The following is a 17,176-nucleotide window of genomic DNA, read 5'->3' on the forward strand; positions in this document are numbered from 1 at the left end:
TCCGCACGGGGACGGGGTGGGGGAGAGGGGATCCGGACATGATGTGCCGTCACAAATCCGCGCCAGAGGTGGGTGAGGATTCCGGGCAGCCGGACGAACTGCTCGTCACGAGCGGCAACTTCCCCGCACCGCGGCTGGGCCGACTCGTGCTGCTCGCCGCGCTGCTGTGCTACTTCAGCATCACCTTGCTGAACATTCTCAGTTCGCACGCCTCGGTCGCCGAAGTCACCGCCGCGATCCTGTGCCTGGTCGCCATTTTCGGACTGCAGCTGCTGCACTCCAGGCCCGGCGCACAGCTGAGGTCCGTACGCCTGAAGACCCTCACCCTGCTCGCCCAGGCACTTCTCACCTACCTCCCCCTCCTGGTCTTCCGCACGCAGTGGGGCTCGATGGCGGGCTTCCTCGCCGGCTCCCTGCTCCTGCTCCTGCCCCCACGCCAGGCCTGGCTCATGTACGGAGTGGTCGGCGGATCGATGCTGGTGCCGCCGCTGCTCAGCGACCTCGGCGTGGTGGAGACGTTCTACTACGTCCAGTCCACCCTGCTCACCGGCCTCGTGGTCTACGGCCTCACCCGGCTCGCCGACCTGATCCGCGTCCTGCACGAGACCCGGGGCGAACTCACCCGCGTCGCGGTCACCAGGGAACGCCTCCGCTTCGCCCGCGACCTGCACGATCTCCTCGGCTACAGCCTCTCCGCGATCACCCTCAAGGGAGAGCTGATCCACCGCCTGCTGCCCCTGCACCCCGCGCGCGCCAAGTCCGAGGTCGAGGACGTGCTCACGATGTCCCGCCAGTCCCTGGCCGATGTGCGCAGCGTGGCCAGCGGCTACCGCGACATGTCACTGCGGGAGGAGATCAGTTCGGCCCAGTCCGTGCTCAGCGCCGCCGACGTACGCGTCGACGCCCAGGTGCGCGTCGGACAGCTGGAGCAGGAACTGGACACCGTGCTCGCGACGGTGTTGCGCGAGGCGGTCACCAACGTGCTGCGTCACAGCCGTGCCACGTACTGCGAGATCGCCGCCGAGCGCAGCGCCGGCCAGATGCGGCTGACCATCGTCAACGACGGTGTGACGGCGGGCTATCGGGACACGTCCCCGCACAGCGGAAGCGGCCTGGGCAACCTGCAGACGCGCCTCGGCGCCGTCGAGGGCGCCCTGACCGTGGACCAGGACGCCCAGACCTTCCGTCTCGTGGCCAGGGTGCCCGAGCAGAGAGGCTCGCACGGCGCGTCCGCGGTGTCCGCCGTGGACCGCGCCGAGGACGGCCGGTCCGCTGCGTGAACCGCGAACAGCCCGCTGTTCCAGCCAAGTTGATAGGGTGATGACGGTAAATCGCTGTGCCAAAGGGGGGTGCACTGCGGTGATTCGCATATTGCTCGCAGAAGACATGAACATGGTCCGGGGAGCGCTCGTGGCGCTGCTGAACCTGGAGACCGATCTCGAAGTCGTCTGTGAACTGGAGCGCGGCGACGAGATCCTCGACGCGGCCATCGACATCAAGCCCGACATCGCCGTGATCGACATCGACCTGCCGGGCCTGGACGGTCTCAGCGCCGCGGTTCAGCTCCGTGAACGCCTGCCCGGCTGCAAGACCCTGATGCTCACCAGCCTGGGCCGCCCCGGCACTCTGCGCCGGGCGCTGGCCGCGGAGGTCGACGGCTATCTCCTCAAGGACGAGTCACCGGCCGAACTGGCGCATGCCATCAGGCGTGTTGTCGCCGGGCACCGGGTCATCGACTCCAAGCTGGCACTGGCCTCGTGGAGCGGCGCCCAGAGCCCGCTGACCGAGCGCGAGACCGAGGTGCTGCGCCTGGCCGCCGAGGGCTCGGAGGCCAAGGAGATCGCCGGCACGCTGCACCTGTCGACCGGAACCGTGCGCAACTACCTGACGACGGTGGTCACCAAGCTGAACGCCCGCAACAGGGTCGACGCGATCCGTATCGCCCGCGACGCCGGCTGGCTGGTCTGAGGGGGCCCTACGAGGCGTCGTACGCGGGATCGTCCGCGGGAGCCGCCATCCCCGCCGCCGCCAGATAGCGGATGATGCCCTCGGTCATCGCCGGTGGCAGCGGCAGCTCGGCCGAGGCTCTGTCCGGCGTGATGGGCCAGGCCAGCATCGCCGCCACGAGCGCGGCCTCCGGCCGGTGCAGCACGACCCGGTGCGGGCTGCCGGCCGCTTCGAGCGCGAGCCCCGAATCGACCATCGTCACCACGACCCGGCGCGGCAGCTGCAGGCGCCGCTCTCCCGACAGCCAGACCAGGGTGAACTGCGCGTCCTGCGCCACGGGGAACACCGAGAGCAGCGGGCCCCGCAGATCGTCGACGCCGAGCGTGTGCACCACCAGGTGGGAGAGCCGGCTCAGCGCCGGCAGCATCACCGCGTACAGGTCGACCTGCGCGTCCGTGGCGTTGGCGAGGACCACGGGCCCCAGTTCCATCCGCCGCAGAGCCTCCCGCACGGCGGTGTCGGGCCGCTCCACGTGGTCCACGCCCCACCGGCTCTTGAGCACCAGCCGGTCGTGGCCTTCGTCGTGCTCGACGATCACATCCTCGGACAGGGAGCAGAGGTGGACCGTCACCATGTCAGCAGGCATGTCGTGCATTGCCCACCCTTCTTTCTCGAGGGAGCCTGCCGTCGGCTAGAACGCGGCCAGCGTACGGGCCGGTGCGTCCAGCAGCGGTTCACCGGCCAGCACCCAACGGTGGAGCTCCTGGAGCCGCCGCGACGGCTCGATCCCCAACTCCCGCACCGAAGCCTCACGCAACCGCCGAAACGCCTCCAGCGCCTGTGACGTGCGGCCACTGCGGTAGAGCGCGACGATGAGCTGCGCGTGCAGGCTCTCCTGCAGCGGATGCAGGGCGGTGAGCGCGGTCAGCTCGCTCACCAGGTGAACATGCCGGCCGAGCCGCAGTTCGGCCTCGATGCGCGACTCCACAGCGGCCAGCCGCACCTCGTCGAGGCGCATGGCCTCGGCGCGCAGGGTCCCCGACATCCGTACATCGCCCAGGGCGGGCCCCCGCCACATCGCGAGGCCCTCGGACAGGAGCCGCACCCCGCGCTCGTCCTCCCCGTCGGCGAGCGCCTGGTGCCCCTGGCGGACCAGCAGTTCGAACTCCCGCCCGTCCACCCGGACGTCGGACATGAACAGCCGGTATCCGCTGTGCCCGCGCACGAGGATCTCCTTGGCGTCGACGCACGGGCTGAGCCGCGAAGCCGCCGCGGCGATCCGCTGCCGCAACTGTTTCACGTACGTCTGCACGGCAGCCGAGGGACCGGCCGGCGGGCACCCCTGCCACAGCTCCTCCGCGATCGCGCCCATGCCGACCTCGCTGCCGGCACCGATCGCGAGCAGCGCGAGCAGCCTGCGCTGCTTGCTCGCGCTCGGGACGATGGACACACCGCCGACGGAAGCCGCGAACGGCCCCAGCAGCCCAATCCCCAGATATGCCATGCCAGTTCCTTTCCCTCTGGATGGCGCGAGCCTGGCACGCGGCATCGGAGCGCCGACAGTGAGGGAGGCACGAGAAGGGGGTGAATGTTGGGCTCCCACGGACATGAGATCTTCATACGCCGCAGGTCAGCCTGGGAGCAGCGGCCGGGACGACCGGCCGGGCGGGCGGGCCTGGGGTCAGCCGATGGGGTTCACGAAGGTGGCGGGGCGGGTGGCGCCGCGCTGGTCGACGAGCGGGCTCCAGGGCCAGGCGAGGGTGATCGAGGTGGTCTCGTTGGGCGGGGTGATGAGTGCGTAGGCGGGCGCCCAGAAGCCTTCGTCGTCGTCGGTCAGGGCGACGTTGATGGTGAAGTCGGTGCTGTCGCCCGGCTGCAGGGTGATCTTGCTGTACGTGGCCGAGGAGCGGGCCAGCGACCAGCGCCCGCCCTCACCGCCCGTTGCGGGGTCCACGCCGTTCTCGGTGGCGAGGTCCACACCGGGGAAGCCACCGATCGTGCAGGCGGCGCCGCCCTTGTTGGTGAGCAGCACGCTGGTGGTGGTCGCCCCGTCCGCGTCCGGGTCCGGCACCGCGTCCCCGCCGGTGTTGAACGATGCCTTCAGGTTGGCGGTGTGGCACCGCTCGATGCTCGCCCTGCTCTTCCCGGCGCTCTGCGCGCCGGCCGCCTGCTTGCCCGCGGAGGACTCCTTGCCGGCACCGACACCGTTGGCCTGCGCGTCGGAGCCCTGCGCCTGGGACCCGGTGTCCTTGACCTGGTCGGCGGCCATGCCGATGTCCGCGCGGCCCCCGGACTTCGCGCCGGTGTCGGAACCGGAGCAGGCGGTCAGCGCCAGCCCCGCGACCGCCGTCAGGGTCGCGGCGGCGATCCGCAGGCTACGGCGGCGGGCGGTACGGGCGGTGGTGGTGTCGGAGCGCATTTCGGGTCCCCCAGAGGCGGTCGGTGTCGGTGTCTCCCCGGTACGACCACGACTCTGCCCGGCGCCGCTAACGAATGATCGCCGCCCGCTAACGCCTCGCTAGCGCGCGACAGTTGGCCACGCCGGACGGCGCGCCGGGAATCGGCCGCGCCGCTCCGCACGGCCGTCACCGGACGCAAAAAGGACCCTGGCTGGACGGGGGAGACCAGCCAGGGCCGTAAAGGTGTGGCAGGCGGAGGGCGGTCGCCTCGCGGCGAAAGGCTCCATGGGGCTTCAGCCGGACGATCGTCCCCATGGGCCATGGGTGAGGCCCGGGGACACTGTCCCCTCCGCAGCCACACTCACATGAACGATGCCACGTACACAGATGTTCCCTGCCGGCGCCGCGTCCGCGGGTGAACTGCGGCACACCACCGCGCCTCGGGACTCCGGCGGCTCGCACCCGGGAACCCGGGAGCTGGAGATATCCCAAATGGGGCGACGTGCATCAGTCATGCCCGAACAACACCCTTTCGGTCATTCTCGTGCCGAATCCGGCCGCCCACTCATTCCCCGCGCGGCACCGTAGGACCCTCGACGCGTCGGAACTCGGCCCGGGGCAAGAGGAGTTGGCGCATGGCAGCGCAAGAGCGGACACAGGATCAGGTGCCGGTCAGTCTCTACCCGCAGCTCGACGAAGCGGCGCTGACACAGTTCGTGCGGGCTCTCGAGAGCGGCGACACGACAGGGCTGTCCACCGACCGTACGGCGCAGGCCGGGGAGGCGCGGGCCCGGCTCGAGCTGCGGCGGGTGCGCGTGCCGGGGGCGGGCAGGGTGCATCTCGCGGGCTTCCTGTGGAAGCACCGCGACAGCCAGGACCGGCCGGTCGTGGTGATGCCGTCACCGTGGACGGACCTGGGCTGGATCGCGTACGCCATGCAAGGTACGCGCTTCGCGCTGGACGGCTACCACGTCCTGGCGTACACGGCCCGCGGATTCGGGCACTCCGAGGGCGAGGTCGAGGTCGCGGGACCGCTGGACGTGGCCGACGGGAGCAGCGCGCTGACCTTCCTGTACGAGGAGGCCGGCGGGGCGGCGACCCGCGCGGGGTTCGTCGGCGACTCCTACGGTTCGGGCATCAGCCAGCTCGTCGCCGCGCACGACGACCGGGTGAACGCGGTGGCGGCGATGAGCACGTGGGGCGACCTCGGGCAGGCCTTCTACGAGAACGACACCCGTCATGTGGCCTCGGCGCGGGTGCTGCGCAAGGCCGCCGCGAACGCCCGGCTCAGCGCACGGACGCAGCAGGCCTTCGACGCCCTGCTGGGCGGCGGGGACATGGAAGAGACCCTGGAGTGGGCGGCGGAGCGCTCCCCGTACGCGTACCGCGAGCGCCTCAACGAGCGCCAGGTACCGGTGTTCTTCGCGAACGCGTGGCACGAGACGCTCTTTCCCGGCAACCAGACCCTGCAGATGTTCAACGCGCTGACCGGCCCGAAGCGGATCAACCTCTCCATCGGCGATCACTCGTGCCCCGAGATGAGCGGCTTCCTCGGACTGCCCAACCGCATCTGGCGGGACGCGCACCGCTGGATGGACCACTTCGTCAAGCAGGAGCCCAACGGCATTGACGAAGAAGGCCAGTTGCTCAGCCAGATCATGTGGAGCAGCACCCTGGAGGCGTCGCCGAACTGGCAGCAGGCCACCGGGAAGGCGCACCGGTTCCATCTCACCGGCGCCGGCGCGGGCGGCGACGCCGCCCTCATCGACAAGCCGGAGACCGGCTGGACCCGCACCATCAGGGTGGGCACCGATACCCCGGCCACGGTCGCCGACGCCATCATCAAGCGGGGGTACGCGGAGCTGGCGGGGGACCCCAAGGTGTATCCGACGGGCGACATCAGCCGCTCCGACGCCGGGGTCTGGGTCACCGCGCCGCTCACCAGGACCACCCGGCTGCGCGGCATCCCCGAACTGCACCTCACCTGCACGGCGAGCAGCGGTCCGTCGATGTTCGTCGCCTACCTCTTCGACGTATCGCCCGACGCCAGCGCGCACATCGTCACGCAGGCCCCCTTCACCCGGCCCGGAAGCACACCCGCCGACCGGCCCGGCGGCGTCCATGTCCCGCTCCAGGTGACCGGTTACGACGTCGCGGCCGGCCACCGTCTGATGCTGGTCCTGGACACCGTGGACCCGTTCTACGCCAAGGTCGGCCAGCGGGGCACCACGCTCACCGTCACGTCGCCGGACGCGGACCCGTCCTACCTGGACGTCCCGATCGCCTGACGAGACCTGTCCCCGACCTGCGGAGGCGCCGCAGTCCAGCGAATTACTTGGCTAGCCACGTAATCGGTGCTACGTTTTATGTGTCCAGCCACATAATTGGGTCGGCGGAACACCCCTGAAGGAGACAGCGTCATGAAGGCCATCGTTTTCGACACGTTCGGCGGCACCGAGGTCCTCCACGAGGCGGAGATCGAGACCCCCCGGCCCGGCCCCGGACAGGTCCGGGTCCGCATCCGGGCGATCGGCGTCAACCCGGTCGACGGGAAGATCCGCTCCGGAGCCATGGAGAACATCTTCCCCACCACGCTGCCGGCCGTCCCCGGCGGCGAGATCGCCGGCGTCGTCGACGCCGTGGGTGAGGGCGTCGACCGGCCGAAGGCGGGCGAGGAAGTGCTGGGCTGGTCGGACACCGGTTCCTACGCCCAGTACGCACTGGCCCCGGCGACCGTCCTCGCCCACAAGCCGGCCGGCCTTGACTGGACGCACGCCGCCGCACTGCCGGTGGCCGGTGACGGCGCCGACCGGGCGCTGGACCTGCTCGACGTCCGGGCCGGCGAGACGCTGCTGATCCACGGCGCGTCCGGCGCACTCGGCACCATCGCCGTCCAGCTCGCCGTCGCCCGCGGCGCCCGCGTCATCGGCACCGCGGGCCCGGCCAACCAGGAGTACGTGACCTCGCTCGGCGCCACCGCGCTGGTCTACGGCGAAAACCTGGTCGAGCGGGTCCGTGCGCTCGCCCCGAGCGGCATCGACGCGGTGCTCGACGCCGCCGGCAAGGGCGCGCTGGAGGACTCGATCACCCTGCGCGGCGGCACGGACCGGATCGTCACCACCGCCGACTTTCGCGCCCGCGAGCTCGGCGTCGTCTTCTCCGAGGGCCCCCAGCGCCGCTCGGCCGACCGCCTCGCCGAACTCGCCCGGCAGGCCGCCGACGGCACCCTGGTCACCACCGCCGGCGCGTCCCACCCCCTGGCCGACGCGGCCAAGGCCCAGCAGGCCAGCGACGCCGGCCACAGCCGCGGCAAGCTCGTCCTCACGGTCGGCTGACCGCCCCTACGGGCGCTGCCGGCACCGAACGACCGCGTCCGACCACATCCCACCGCTGCTCGGCCTGCCCGCATGCCCCGCACCCACCGTGCATCCATACGGCCCTCGCGCCCGAGACACGAGGGGCGGGGGCCGTGGCCGACGTCATCAGCGTCGGCACGAGGGCACCGGCCGAGCCCGACCGGATACGCTCCAAAGCGCCGCTGAGCACCCCTGATCCGGCCACCTTCCACACCAGTCGCATCGCCCGTACCACCCGCACCGCCTGAGGAGCAACGATGACCAAGCCCGCGCCAACGCCCCCGAACACGGCGCGCGACGGGCGCCTCAGCTACGCCGTCTTCCAACTCGCCCGCGCCCACCGCGGTCACGCCGCCGCGATGCTCCGCGACATGAACCTGCACCCCGGTCAGGAACTGCTGCTCATGCAGTTGTTCGACCGCGACGGCCAGACCCAGTCCGAACTGCTGGAGACCGTCGGCCTCGACCACTCGACGGTCTCCAAGTCGCTGCGCCGCATGCAGGAAGCCGGGCTGCTCACCCGCGAGCCGGCCGAGCACGACCGGCGCGTCATGATCGTCCACCTCACCGGCAAGGGCCGCGCCATGCAGGAGCCCATCGCGGACATGTGGCGCAGCCTGGAGGAGATCTCGGTACGCGACCTGACGGCAGAGCAGGCAGAGGCGTTCACCGCGACCGCGTACACCATCGAACGGTCCGTCAGGGACCGCGCCCAGGGCAGCCGGTGACCCCGGCAGACGTCACGCGCCGCGGCTTCCGGGGGTAGTTGAACGACGGCGCGGGGGCATTCGAGAGCTCTGGACGTACGAGAGCGAAGGGGATGCCGGATGGAACCGACGATGTCGTCCACCGTGCTGGCACGCGGAGGGGGCCTGGACCAGCCGTCCGACTGGGCCTTGTTCGCCGGAATTCTCGTGCTGTATCTGGTGATCGGTTACGGGCTGGAGTACCGGACGAAGCGGCGCGGGGGCGCGGCGCGGCCGGCGAAGGCCGCGGCGAGAGGCCTGTTCGCCGAGCGTGACGGCGTCGACCCGGGACAGCGCTTCGCCAGCCGGATGGTGATGCTCGCGGGCGGGCTGGCGGCAGGCGGGACCGGTTACCTCACCCGGAACGCCCCGACGGCCGTGCAAGTCGTGGCGGTGGGCCTGGTCGCGGTCGGCGGCATCTTCGCGTGGGCGTACTTCGACCACCGCACGGAGCCCCGCGACGGGGCAGAGCGGCCGGGCCGTTGACGGACAGCGGCGTACGACCGCGATGCATCACCTTTGCCGGGGCGCGCCGTACGGATTACGGCCAGCCCCGGTGAGCACGCGGCGGCGGCGATGCGGTGCCGGTTCGCACGGGCATGTCGGGCTGACCTGGAGAAACGGTTCGCTACCACAATTCAGCTACGCAACGGCGCTCGTTCGGGAAAATCGTGGAATATCTACGCCAGAATGCAAAGAAGGTGCACCAATTCGCGGACAATTGTCCGATTTGATTTCGGGATATGCCGCTTAAATAAGCGTGAATCGGTGGCCTTGCCTGTAGTTGGCGCAACACTTTCCGTGAGGCTAAGGTCACGGCAACGTGAATCCGGAGGGGGTGTAGCCCCGGTGATGGATCCACGCTGCCGTAATCAACCAACCAATACAGAGCAAGGAGACGCACATGTGGTCGTCCCCCGCCCCCAAGCGATCCAAACCCCCACGTGGGAGGCGGTTCCGCTTTTTCGACACTAACAGGCGTGACGAAAATCCCCAACGTCACGGACGGATGGTTCACATTCCCTTCATCGCGATCCCCGCGGTGCCGGTCATCGTGATCTGCTCGCCGTCGGCCGTTGCCACGGACTCGTTTCTCGCGTCGGTCGCCGTATCCCTGACCGCCGCAATCGGCCGCCTGGTGTGGAACTTCACCGCCCAGTACCGCCGCGTGGCCTGATCCAAGCGCCGGGGAGTGCATTTATGCACTCCCCGGCGCGACCCGGCGATGGTTCCGCTACGAAAAGGCAGAATTACACCGCCGGTGTGACGGAATTCCGACAACCCGGCTCGCCGGAGTCCAGTCCGGCGCCGCACAGGAAACGCCTGACCTGATGATCTCACCCCACCTGCCAGAACCCGCCTGTCTGAACTGCGGCAGCCCGCTGGACCGCGACCCCAACCCGCAACGCGGCAGGCCCGCCGAATACTGCGGACGCCCATGCCGGCAGGCCGCCTACCGCGACCGTCAGCGCCGCAAGCAACTGACCGACGGCGACGACGCCCACTCCCGCCCGGTCCCCGCCGTCACGAGCGACTTCCCCGAACAGGAACAACTCCAGGAACTCGCCACCGACACACAGGAAGAGTTCCGCCACCTCAGCCGCCTGCTGACGCGCCCCGCCAACGCCTCCGCCCTGGAGATCCTCGAATACGCCGTCGCCCTCCAGCGCCGCCAGGAGGCCCTCACCGCCGGCATCATCCTGCTGGCACGCCGCCGCCACATCTCCTGGGAAGTCCTCGCGCGCATCCTCAGGATGAGCCCCGAGACCGCGCGCCGCGCCTTCCGCGACGACGACATCAAACGCCGTCTGGATCACTACGCCACGGCGGCCCGCCCCGCCCCGCTCCCGGAAACAGCGGACGACGAGGACGACGAACCGACACCCTCTTCCGTGGCGCGGCCACTGCGCGCCGCGAACCAGCTCGCCCCCGTGCTGTCCCGCCTGCAGAGGGCCAGCGGCCTTCCCCTGCGCCAACTGGGGCGCCGCGCCCAGGTGTCGGCCAGCTACCTCTCCCGGGTACTGAGCGGCGAGGCGTTCCCCACCTGGGAACGCACGGAGAAGATAGCCCTCGGGCTCGGCGCCGACACGGAAGCCGTCCACAAGGTCTGGGACGACGAGCACAAACGCCGCGCCCGTACCCTCAAAGCGACCCCGCCCCCGGAACCGGCCGGCGACAGCACAGCCGATGACATCGGGCCCCCCGAGTCCGACGACCACGAACCGTCCCTGGAGCGGGGCTTACGCCACCTCTACCAGCGCGGCGGCTCCCCTTCGCCCTACATCCTCTCCGCCGCGACCGGCGGCGCTGTCACCCCCGAGGACATCCGCAAAGTCCTCCACGGCTTCCCTGCCGAATGGCCCATGGTCGCGGCCCTCATCCAGGCGCTGGACGGGGAACCCACCTTCTTCAGGCCGCACTGGGAAGCGGCCACCGACCAAGAACCCGACCAGGGCCCGCAGTTGCTCGAGACGCCCACACACCGCCTCAACCGGATGCTGACCGCGTTCGGCGACATCCACCACGACACCACCGCCATGCCCCCCACAGCGGCCTTCACCACCCGCCGCAAGGAACTGCGCAGGCGCATCGCTCTGGCAGCGCGCACAGGCCAGTCGGCATCGACGGCGCTGCCCACCCCGAGGACAGCGGCGCCATGACCCGCGAGCGCCCGGAGCCCAAACGGCGGCGGGCCCGCACCCAAGGGGCGCGGGCCCGTACACGGCCTGTCTCAATTCACCGAACCGGCGGTGCGACCCAGCCCTTCTTCACCAACTGGTCGCAGTGCCACCTGGCCTGAGAGCCGGTCTCCTTCCGCTGCTCCTTGACGGCTTGGAGGCAGCTCGCGTAGGTGTACGGCGGCTTCGAGTCAAGCTTGTGCGCCTGAGTGCCGGACTGCGCGGGAGCGGCGGATGCCGTACCCGCAATGCCCGCCAACAGGGGAGCCGACAGCGCGGCCGCCAGGACGGTGCGCGCGAGTGAGGATCGCATGAGGTTGGTCATGCTCGGCCAACGATCTTGACCGGCCCGCGTTACGCACGCCGACGGAGTTCCACGCGGTCGGCGGCGCCCGGCCGGCGGCCCGGCGACCGGAGGGTGTCGCCGGGCCGTCCCCCGTGACCGGGTCAGAGGGTGGGGCAGAGGTTCGCGTGCACGGCCTCGACGATCCGCGCCGCGGCGGGCGGGGAGCCGCGGCTCTACCGCGGTAGAGCTCGGCACAGGCACCACGCGGCGAGTCGGCAGACCGGCTGCGGCCTTACCGCGGTAAACCCGCAGCTGCGTCCCGCGGGGAACACGGGAGATGGTCGGCCGGAGGCCTCAATGAGGCAGGGCCGACGGGGAGTTGCCTGTGCCCATGTCCTTGTGCTGGACCACAAGGACCGCCATATCGTCGTCGTGTTCCGCCGTGACGCCCGCCGAGCGGACCAGTCGGTCGCAGATCACCTGAGGGCTGCCTGTCGCACCCTCGAGCGCCCGCTCCAGGGATGCGATTCCCTCGTCCAGGTCCTCGTCGCGACGTTCGACCAGGCCGTCGGTATAGAGGACCGCCGTGGAGCCGGGGCCGAGGGCGATCGAGCCCGACGCGTGAATCCAGCCGCCCGTGCCCAAGGGCGGGCCCGTGGGTTCGTCGGCGCGCAGGACCGCACCGCTCTCGTCACGGACCAGGATCGGCAGGTGGCCGGCCGAGGCATACACCAGGCGGCCCTCATCGGGGTCGTGGACGGCGTACACGCAGGTGGCGATCTGGCTGACGTCGATCTCTGCGACCAGAGCATCCAGGAGCTGCAGCACCTCGTGCGGAGGGAGGTCCAGGCGGGCGTACGCGCGGACCGCCGTGCGGAGTTGCCCCATGGCCGCGGCCGCCGGTACGCCGTGGCCCATGACATCGCCGATGACCAGGGCCGTACGGCGGCCGCCGAGGGCGATCACGTCGTACCAGTCGCCGCCGACCGCGCCCTCCGTGCCGCCCGGTTGGTACGTGGCGGCGACGCGCAGGCCGTCGGGCTGCTCCAACTCCTGTGGGAGCAGGGACCGTTGCAGGGTCACGGCCGTCTCGCGCTGACGGCGTTCGCCGGCGCGGAGGCGTTCGGCCACTTCGGCGTGGTCGGTGACGTCGGTCGCGAAAACCATCACCCCGTCGCCGCCTTCGGTCACCGGGGTGCACGTAAAGGTGTACGACCGGCCGTCGAGTGCTTTGCGGGACTTGAGCGTACGAGGCTTGCCGCTGCGCAGGACCTGGTCGAGGAGGGCAAGCAGGCCCAGTTCGTTCAGCTCAGGGAGCGCCTCACGGGCCGGTTCGCCCAGAGGGCGTACGCCGAAGGCCGTCACGTAGGCGTCGTTGACGTATGCGAGACGGTGCTCCGGGCCGTGGACGAGGGCGACGAGAGCCGGGATCTGGTCGAGGACAGAGGTAATGGACGATGTTTCCCCGGCTGTTGGGGGAGGGCCCTGCTCCAGACGCTGCTTGAGGGTGGCCAGGGACTGCTCGACATCCACGATCGGTCCGAGTGCGTGATGGATGGCGTCCTCGGTGCTACGGACCGTGCCGCGCAGGCGCGCATCGTCGTCATCGTCCGCGCCCACGCGCCGTAGTGGACCAGCCAGGCGGTGCCGGATCGTGGTGTAGTCCGAGCTGTCACTCATCACGCCCCGCCTTCCCACTGGTCGTCAAAGACCCCCAAGGAATTGAACTCCGCCCACAGGGGCCCCAACGTCTTGCGGGCTCTGCTCAGGTGAACGCGTACCGTTGCCGCCTCGACGCCCATCACCGCCCCCGCCCGCTTGGCATCGAGATCCGCCAGGCAGCACAGCGCGACAGCCGCACGCTGTTGCTCACTCAATTGAGCGATCGCCCCACAGACTCGACGATACGCGTCCTTGAGATCCAGGTGCGCTGCCAACTCCGGTGCGGTGGCCGAGAAGTCCCGGCCTTCCAAGGGAAGAGTGCTCGGCAGGCGACGCAGGGCTGCAAGACATTCACGCACGACAACCGTGGACAGCCACGCATGCCAGTTCTCTACGGGTGGGCCATGAACATCGTTCATACGCCGCCAGCACCGGATGAAGGCTTCCTGCACCGCGTCCTGGGCCACGGCGGAGTTTCCACCGCACACCACAATGCTCTTTGCGAGCATCCTCTGGTACGACGCCCGGTACAGCTGGTCGAAGGCGGGCCCGATGTGGTCACTCGACATGCCCCGCGCTTCTCACCCTCTGTACTTGGCCGTCTGCCGGGCTTCCAGTCTGCTGTCGCGCTGCGGGCACCCGTATGGTCCAGGAGAGGCCGTCCTGGTCGACAGCGTGGGCGAACCCTCCCTGTTGACCCAGGTGTTGGAGTACGACGGTGATGGTCTCGCGTCTGCCCCGCTCCCGGATCCGATAGGCATACGCCCGCACCACAGCTGCTGCGCTGAAGCAGACCGCTGCAGAAGTCCAGGCCCACACAGTGTGCACCGTCCGCTCGTCCTCCTCCATCAGATGCCAGGAACGCCCCGGCTACTCATTGAGAGGGGAAGAGCCGCGAGAACGCTTACAGGGGCCATCTCAAGAGCCGCGCTACAAGGGCTTGGTGCGGAAGTGAATCATCTGTCAGACCTGCCTGGGATGCTCCGAGCATGGAGATGACAGTGCAGCTGACCATCGACTGCTCCGATCCGCAGACCATGGTGACTTTCTGGGCCGAGGCCCTGGGCTACGTGCCCGAGCCCCCGCCGGACGGGCACGCCACGTGGCGTGCTCACTGGGCGGCGGCGGGGGTGCCCGAGGCAGAGTTGCCGGCCGGCGCCGGGGACATTCCGGAGTCGATCGTCGATCCCGCGGGACGTGGACCGAGGGTGTGGTTCCAGCAGGTTCCGGAGCCGAAGGCCGCCAAGAACCGGTGGCACTTCGACCTGAAGGTCGGTGGGGGCCCCAACGTCCCACTGGACGCCCGCACACAGCGGGTCAGGGCCGCGGTGGAACGGCTGGTGAAAGCTGGTGCCACCGTGCAACGGATCAGGGATGAACCGGGCATGGGGTTCTACGCCGCCGCCCTGCAGGACCCAGAGGGCAACGAATTCGACGTCGTCTGAGGGCCGTTGCGACGGGTTGGGGCGCGGTGGGGTGAGTGACGGGTCAGCGCGGCCGGCCGCCGGGCACCAGGACGCGGCCCTGACCAGCGCGCACGGCCCATCGGACAGGCCTGGGCGGCTGAGTCCAGACGGTGGGTTCGGCGGTGTGGGCGTCGCGTTCGCGCGGGAGGTGGCGGGGAGCGTGACGCCGAGGTCGGCCGACGACGCGCAGTGACCTCCCCCTCGGCGTCGCGCTGAACGTCCGGCCCTTCTCCTCGCGCCTGCTCGCACTCCAGCGAGCAGGCGCGCCCTGCGTCAGCCCTTCTTCCGGCGCCTCTGCCGACGGGCAGCGAACTCCAACCCCAGAAGGAGCAAGACCAGCAACCCGCCGAAGTACACGAAGCGAACCACCGCGTCCGGCCAGAACGGATACCCGTTGAACGGCAACCCGATCACCGCGTACAGCACCGACCCGGCCACCGCCCAAACAAGGCGCTGCTTCAGGGACTTGCCTCTCAGCTCCAACTGCTCCATTCGCCCCAGTTACCCCCGAAGGAAGACCCGATGACACCCGCGCTCCTACTCGGGCCTCCACCGAGCAGGGCGTGCCACCTACCCCCTCCAGCCCCCGCTTGCGCCGCTCCTGGAACCGCTGGCCCAACTACTTGCCGGGAGAGTGCACATGGCCACCGTCCAGCTGGCCCTCGACGACCTCGCCGACCGGGACCACCGGACCGCGGATAGGAGCCCACCTCTACCTGGGGCGTCATTCGCGGCCTCAGATGCCCTTTTCGCCTTCGGGCGGTGGGGGCGTTTCGTCACGCTCAGTGCGGTCGAGCGCTCCGATGGCGCGGGTGATGAGGGATCGAGCATCGGCCCCGTACACGGCCATGCTCCGTAGCTGCTCGAACGCCTTCAGGTACAGGGCGATCTCGGACGGCTGGGTCACGTTCACCTGGGCTGACAGCAGTTCGACAGAGACCAGTGTGTCGTCGTAGACGTGGAACAACTCCTGCGGCCACAGGATCCGCTCGGGAGTGTCCGACGGGATGATGCCGAGCGACACGGCAGGCAGAGCCCCGGCGGTCAGGAGGTAGCCGAGTTGACCGGCCATCGCGTCATGGTTGCCGAGCTGGAAGCGGAGCGCGCTTTCTTCCATGACGAGCAGGAAGCGATGCCCTGACTGGTGGATGATCCGGGACCGTTCGACTCGTGCTTTCGCTGCGGCCTCAGCGTCGTTCGGCGCTTCGAGGAGGTCGGCGTTCAGGCTGAGGAGTGCTTGCGCGTATCCCTCGGTCTGGAGCAGGCCGGGGACCAGCGTCGGCGTGTAGACGCGGAACAGGCGCGTTGCCCGGAACAGTTCGAGGTAGCTGTCCTGAAGCTGTCGCAGTCCATGCCGAGTTCGCCGTCGCCACTCGGTGTACAGCGACTCTGCGTTGAGGGATGCGGCGATCAAGTCCTCGGCCTGGTCCGTGGCTTCGCAATGGGTGCACCACAGCCGGATGTCTGTGGGCGAAGGCGGTGTCTTCGCGTTCTCGATACGGCTCACCTTGGCGTGGTGCCAGCCGCACCGGTGGGCCAGCCCAACCACCGTGAGCCCCTTCGTCCTGCGTATGCCGCGCAGGCGTCCGGCCACGGCCTCGCGGGCCGTCTGCGCGGATGTCGATGGGGATGCGGTCATGGGCTGGCCAATCCGGTCTCGACGTCAGTGAATCTTGTACTCGGCGTGCGGGGTTGCCCGTTCCCATACGGCTTCGAACGCGTCGACGCATTGCTGCACGAGTGCGGGCTCGGTGCGCAGTTCGAGGCCTGGGTCCGACCAGTTCCCGTCGCCGGTGAAGTGGTTGAACAGGACGCGTTCCCCGTCGAGGATCCAGAGATCGCAGCCGGGAACGAGGAGATCGACCGCCCGGCGTCGTGGTAGCCAGCGCACGTCTTCGCCTGCATGGACGTTGACGTCAGTGCCGGCGTGCTCGTAGCGGATGTAGTCCGTGACGGGCTCGGCGATGATGCGGGCCCGGCGCACCTGTACGCCGCGCGCGGTGGCTCGGGAGATCAGGCCGACCCAGGGTGCCCAGTAGGCGGAGGCGGGGTCGGCGTCGCGTTCTCCGGTCTGTCGCCAGTGCCCGAAGTCGTCGGCTTCGTCACCGACACCGTAGAGGTCGCGCATCTCCAGATGGACGGCGGATTTCGTGGTGGCCTCAAGCAGGTCGTTGAAGTTCAGCGCGTTCTGCGGCATCGCATGCCTCCCTCAGCATGGACACGAGGTGAGCCGGGATACGGATCACCGTCTCGTGGGCGGGGATGCCTTTCGCGTGCCCGGGCGCAGAGTTCTCGATGCACTCGGCGCGGGTTGCGTCGTCGGCGGTGTAGCTCTGCAACACGATGTCGGCGGTACTCGTGTCGACCCACACGGTCGGGGACCCGCTTTGCCCCGTGTTCGGGTCAATGCCGATGAACTCCAAGGCCATGGCTGCCCTCTCCTCGTGAGCTGTGCTCAGATGCGCACCACCGTCCGCTGGTTCGGGAGCGAAGGTCAAGACCGCAACCGCTCTACTGGCAGGTTGCCGCATTTCATGCACATCCATGCACGGCAGTGGAATGTGCGCGCGGCGTCTCTCTAGCGTCGATGGCGCACGGCAGTACACGCCGCCCTATCCCGCGGAGAGTGTCATGAC

At 69.6% G+C, this 17,176-nt stretch carries 19 protein-coding genes and 1 pseudogene; 10 read left to right on the forward strand and 10 right to left on the reverse strand.

The features are described from left to right. Nucleotides 1-68: 68 nt before the first annotated feature. Both AB0J02_RS36845 and AB0J02_RS36850 read left to right on the forward strand, forming a co-directional pair. Nucleotides 69-1,280: a histidine kinase gene (locus AB0J02_RS36845; protein ID WP_363198221.1), complete on the forward strand. Its 1,212-nt coding sequence runs from the start codon at nucleotides 69-71 to the stop codon at nucleotides 1,278-1,280. A gap of 40 nt (nucleotides 1,281-1,320) precedes the next feature. Further along, on the forward strand, nucleotides 1,321-1,968 hold the full coding sequence (locus AB0J02_RS36850) for a response regulator transcription factor (RefSeq protein WP_363198222.1): 648 nt from the start codon (nucleotides 1,321-1,323) through the stop codon (nucleotides 1,966-1,968). Nucleotides 1,969-1,975: 7 nt separating this feature from the next. Here AB0J02_RS36850 and AB0J02_RS36855 read toward each other — a convergent pair whose 3' ends face one another. The 3 genes from AB0J02_RS36855 to AB0J02_RS36865 form a co-directional block, all read right to left on the reverse strand. Then, a complete protein-coding gene (locus AB0J02_RS36855; RefSeq protein WP_363198223.1) occupies nucleotides 1,976-2,602 on the reverse strand; it encodes an NADH oxidase in 627 nt (208 codons plus the stop codon). Between the two features lie 36 nt (nucleotides 2,603-2,638). Then, the gene (locus AB0J02_RS36860) at nucleotides 2,639-3,451 is read right to left on the reverse strand and encodes an AfsR/SARP family transcriptional regulator (RefSeq protein WP_363198224.1); all 813 of its coding nucleotides are present in this window, start codon (nucleotides 3,449-3,451) and stop codon (nucleotides 2,639-2,641) included. 177 nt (nucleotides 3,452-3,628) lie between these two features. Further along, on the reverse strand, nucleotides 3,629-4,366 hold the full coding sequence (locus AB0J02_RS36865) for a DUF4232 domain-containing protein (RefSeq protein ID WP_363198225.1): 738 nt from the start codon (nucleotides 4,364-4,366) through the stop codon (nucleotides 3,629-3,631). 615 nt (nucleotides 4,367-4,981) lie between these two features. Here AB0J02_RS36865 and AB0J02_RS36870 point away from each other — a divergent pair. From AB0J02_RS36870 to AB0J02_RS36900, 7 genes are all read left to right on the forward strand, one after another. Next, on the forward strand, nucleotides 4,982-6,634 hold the full coding sequence (locus AB0J02_RS36870) for an alpha/beta fold hydrolase (RefSeq protein ID WP_363198226.1): 1,653 nt from the start codon (nucleotides 4,982-4,984) through the stop codon (nucleotides 6,632-6,634). Between the two features lie 132 nt (nucleotides 6,635-6,766). Then, complete coding sequence (locus AB0J02_RS36875) at nucleotides 6,767-7,681, forward strand: NADP-dependent oxidoreductase (protein ID WP_363198227.1); 915 nt, start codon at nucleotides 6,767-6,769, stop codon at nucleotides 7,679-7,681. A gap of 134 nt (nucleotides 7,682-7,815) precedes the next feature. Next, nucleotides 7,816-7,950, forward strand: a complete 135-nt coding sequence (locus AB0J02_RS36880; protein ID WP_363198228.1) for a hypothetical protein — start codon at nucleotides 7,816-7,818, stop codon at nucleotides 7,948-7,950. A gap of 9 nt (nucleotides 7,951-7,959) precedes the next feature. Beyond that, complete coding sequence (locus AB0J02_RS36885) at nucleotides 7,960-8,430, forward strand: MarR family winged helix-turn-helix transcriptional regulator (protein ID WP_363198229.1); 471 nt, start codon at nucleotides 7,960-7,962, stop codon at nucleotides 8,428-8,430. A 99-nt stretch (nucleotides 8,431-8,529) separates the two neighbouring features. Beyond that, entirely contained in the window at nucleotides 8,530-8,934 is a 405-nt protein-coding gene (locus tag AB0J02_RS36890) for a hypothetical protein (protein ID WP_363198230.1), read from the forward strand. 523 nt (nucleotides 8,935-9,457) lie between these two features. Then, nucleotides 9,458-9,625, forward strand: a complete 168-nt coding sequence (locus AB0J02_RS36895) for a hypothetical protein (protein WP_363198231.1) — start codon at nucleotides 9,458-9,460, stop codon at nucleotides 9,623-9,625. A gap of 154 nt (nucleotides 9,626-9,779) precedes the next feature. After that, nucleotides 9,780-11,108 carry a helix-turn-helix transcriptional regulator gene (locus AB0J02_RS36900; protein ID WP_363198232.1) on the forward strand — a complete coding sequence of 443 codons (1,329 nt, stop codon included), beginning with the start codon at nucleotides 9,780-9,782 and terminating at the stop codon, nucleotides 11,106-11,108. A gap of 76 nt (nucleotides 11,109-11,184) precedes the next feature. Here AB0J02_RS36900 and AB0J02_RS36905 read toward each other — a convergent pair whose 3' ends face one another. The 3 genes and pseudogenes from AB0J02_RS36905 to AB0J02_RS36915 all read right to left on the reverse strand — a co-directional run bounded on the left by AB0J02_RS36905 (nucleotide 11,185) and on the right by AB0J02_RS36915 (nucleotide 13,643). Next, nucleotides 11,185-11,439, reverse strand: coding sequence for a hypothetical protein (locus AB0J02_RS36905; protein WP_363198233.1), 255 nt, complete (start codon nucleotides 11,437-11,439; stop codon nucleotides 11,185-11,187). A gap of 372 nt (nucleotides 11,440-11,811) precedes the next feature. Beyond that, nucleotides 11,812-13,092 (reverse strand): annotated as a pseudogene (locus AB0J02_RS36910) (SpoIIE family protein phosphatase); the annotation flags it as partial. Continuing rightward, nucleotides 13,092-13,643: a sigma-70 family RNA polymerase sigma factor gene (locus AB0J02_RS36915; RefSeq protein ID WP_363198234.1), complete on the reverse strand. Its 552-nt coding sequence runs from the start codon at nucleotides 13,641-13,643 to the stop codon at nucleotides 13,092-13,094. The pseudogene AB0J02_RS36910 and the gene AB0J02_RS36915, both read right to left, overlap by 1 nt. 420 nt (nucleotides 13,644-14,063) lie before the next feature. On the opposite strand from AB0J02_RS36915, the gene AB0J02_RS36920 reads away from it, so the two are divergent. Then, nucleotides 14,064-14,519, forward strand: coding sequence for a VOC family protein (locus tag AB0J02_RS36920; RefSeq protein ID WP_363198235.1), 456 nt, complete (start codon nucleotides 14,064-14,066; stop codon nucleotides 14,517-14,519). A 294-nt stretch (nucleotides 14,520-14,813) separates the two neighbouring features. Here the strand turns inward: AB0J02_RS36920 and AB0J02_RS36925 are convergent, their stop codons facing one another. The 4 genes from AB0J02_RS36925 to AB0J02_RS36940 form a co-directional block, all read right to left on the reverse strand. Further along, entirely contained in the window at nucleotides 14,814-15,032 is a 219-nt protein-coding gene (locus AB0J02_RS36925; RefSeq protein ID WP_363198236.1) for a hypothetical protein, read from the reverse strand. 244 nt (nucleotides 15,033-15,276) lie between these two features. Then, nucleotides 15,277-16,179 (reverse strand): helix-turn-helix transcriptional regulator, encoded by a 903-nt coding sequence (locus AB0J02_RS36930; protein WP_363198237.1) that lies wholly within the window; start codon nucleotides 16,177-16,179, stop codon nucleotides 15,277-15,279. Between the two features lie 24 nt (nucleotides 16,180-16,203). Beyond that, on the reverse strand, nucleotides 16,204-16,737 hold the full coding sequence (locus AB0J02_RS36935) for a DUF6879 family protein (RefSeq protein WP_363198238.1): 534 nt from the start codon (nucleotides 16,735-16,737) through the stop codon (nucleotides 16,204-16,206). Further along, on the reverse strand, nucleotides 16,700-16,969 hold the full coding sequence (locus AB0J02_RS36940; RefSeq protein ID WP_363198239.1) for a hypothetical protein: 270 nt from the start codon (nucleotides 16,967-16,969) through the stop codon (nucleotides 16,700-16,702). Before AB0J02_RS36940 ends, AB0J02_RS36935 begins: the two co-directional genes overlap by 38 nt. Nucleotides 16,970-17,176 lie beyond the last annotated feature (207 nt).

Origin of the sequence: Streptomyces sp. NPDC050264, from assembly GCF_040655895.1 — a bacterium.
Classification (GTDB): domain Bacteria; phylum Actinomycetota; class Actinomycetes; order Streptomycetales; family Streptomycetaceae; genus Streptomyces.